The organism is Methylomonas koyamae, from assembly GCF_001644025.1.
GTDB classification, from domain to species: Bacteria; Pseudomonadota; Gammaproteobacteria; order Methylococcales; family Methylomonadaceae; genus Methylomonas; species Methylomonas koyamae_A.
Genome location: NZ_LUUK01000136.1, coordinates 1 through 2,554, shown reverse-complemented (window position 1 = coordinate 2,554; position 2,554 = coordinate 1). Strand labels below are relative to the sequence as shown.

General features: G+C 56.6%; 1 protein-coding gene. It reads right to left on the bottom strand.

Going from position 1 to position 2,554, the window contains the following annotated elements:
* Positions 1 to 175: 175 nt before the first annotated feature.
* The coding region (locus A1355_RS24520; protein ID WP_082885466.1) for an ATP-binding cassette domain-containing protein at positions 176 to 2,554 on the bottom strand (2,379 nt) is incomplete at its 5' end.

The window sequence follows — 2,554 nt, the reverse complement described above, 5'->3', positions numbered from 1 at the left end:
CGAATTAGCCTCGCCGGTCACGCCCACTTTAAACAGCGCGCTGTCCTGATCGTCGAATATCGCCGCTATGCCGACGATCAAAATCACCGGAAACACGAAATTCCAGATCCAGGTGGCTTTGTCGCGGATCAATTCGATATTGCGGGCTTTTAGCAATGCCAAAAAATGCTTCATCTCAATTTCTCAAGGAGTGGCCGGTTAATTTAAGAAACAGGTTTTCCAGATTCGGCGTGGCGACCGTCAAGCCTTCCAGCGAGACATGCAAGCGCGTCAATTGGGCGATCGCCGCTTCCACATTGGCGGTGACGAACTCGACCGTTTCGGCGCCGGCAGTCACCGCGAACGGCAAGCCCGGAATGTCCGCCAGGCCGCTGGCACTCGGTAAACGGATCAGTACGCCGTCGAAATGCTCCTGCAATAGATTCTGTGGCGTGTCCTGGACGATAATCCTGCCTTGATCCATGATGGCGATTTCGTCGCAAAGCTGCTCCGCTTCCTCCATGTAATGCGTGGTCAGCACAATGGTCTTGCCGCGCTTCTTAATCTCCCGAATCAAGCTCCAGAAGTTGTGGCGCGATTGCGGATCCAGACCGGTGGTCGGTTCGTCCAGAAACAAAATGTCGGGATCGTTGATCAAGGCGATGCCCAGCAACAAGCGTTGCCGCTGTCCGCCGGACAATTTACGGGAATCGCGATTGATATAGTCTTGCAAGGCACAGGCTTCGATAATCTCTTCCAGCGGCAAACCGCGCGGATACAGCTTTTGAAACAGTTGCAGGGATTCCTTGACCGTCAGGGTGTCCGGCAAGGCCGTATGCTGAAACTGAATGCCGATATGTTGGCTATAACGCCGGTCGATAGGCTCGCCGCGAAACAAGATCTCGCCTTTGCTGGGCTTGAGTATGCCCTCCATCATTTCCAGCGTGGAGGTCTTGCCCGCGCCGTTCGGACCCAGCAAGCCGAAACACGTCCCGGCTTGCAATTCAAAGCTGACGCCGGCGACCGCCGTGACTTTTCCGTAATGCTTCTCCAGCCCCCTAACGCTCAGCAGGCTAGCGATCGCGCCAGACTCGGCAAGCGGCGGCGCGGCTAGCGTTGACGGCGAAGCCGCCGGCTCCGGACTCAGTTCGCGCAACCAAGCCGCGCAAAATGGCTGCTTGACCACCGTGAAGTGCTCGCCCTTGGCCTTGATGACGTTGACGGTTTGGTAATAATCGTCCCACTCGTTGGCCGCCAACCAACCTTTACTGCCGTCGGCAATCACCAGCGTCACCGAATACGGCAACTTGGCGGTGTAACGGTAATTAGCGGTAATCGACGCCTCGGTCACCTGCCAGATTTTCCGAAAATCCCCGGCATCCAGATTAGGAACGATGTCCGCCAACAGTAACGCAAAGCAGTCTTTCCACTCCGCATAGGGCTTGGTTTTTAAAATGTCGGCGATGGCGCCGCGATAGGGCTCGGGCGAAATGCCGGCGCTAGTCAGCATGAAATTGCAAAAGGCCTTGACCGAGGCCTTATCCACGCGGCTTTGCCTCAACAACAAACCGCTATCGATCAACACCACTTCGCCGATTTCGTAGGCCGAATCTTGCAACTGGCGCAGCATTTCGTAGACGACGGTGCCGCCGTAACTGTGCGCGTATAAATTGATTCGTCCTTGCGGCCAAACCCTCGCTATCTGGGCGATATTGTGCGCCGCCATGTCCTCGACCGAAGTCGCCGGCGGTTCATCGGCATAGCCTTTCATTTGCAAGCCGTAAACCGGCCCTTCGCGCTTGAGGCATTCCGCCAGTTCAAAATAGCCGTCGCTCAAGCCGGGCATGCCCGGCACGATAAACGTCGGAATTCCCGAGCGCAGATTGAGCAAATACGCTGAATTAGTCAGTTTTTCCATCGGGCGCTCTAGATAATCGGTCAACGCTTTTATCGTCGGGTATTTGAAAATATCGGCGAGATTCAACGAGCTGTCTGGGAGGATGGCGTTGATACGGCTAATCAGTTGCACGGTGAGCAAGGAGTGGCCGCCCAATTCGAAGAAATTGTCGTTCACGCCGACCCGCTCGACATTCAACAGCGCCCGCCAAATGTCGGCCAATTGTTGTTCCAATTGGCCGCGCGGCGGGTTAAACCCTGCATTACCGATCCGCGCGCCGTCGGCTTGCCGCGCCAAAGCGTTCCGGTCGATTTTCCCGCCGGCCGTCATCGGCAAAACCTCGACGGCAAACAGCGCGAGTGGCACCATGTATTCCGGCAAACTTTCACGCAAAAACGCTTTCAGCACCTCCGGCTCGGGCGGGTTGCCGTCGTGGGTATAAAAAGCCAGCAGTTGTCTGTTATGAGAGTGTTCGCCGACCACCACCGCCGCCAACTTGACCGCCGGATGCCTGGCCAGGGCGGTCTCGATTTCGCCCAACTCCACCCGAAAGCCGCGAATTTTGACCTGATGGTCGCGGCGGCCGATGAAGGCCAGGTTGCCGTCGTCCAGCCAGCGCACCAGATCGCCGGTTTTATACAGCTTGCCAGCGCCGAACGGGTTGGCGATAAATTTCTC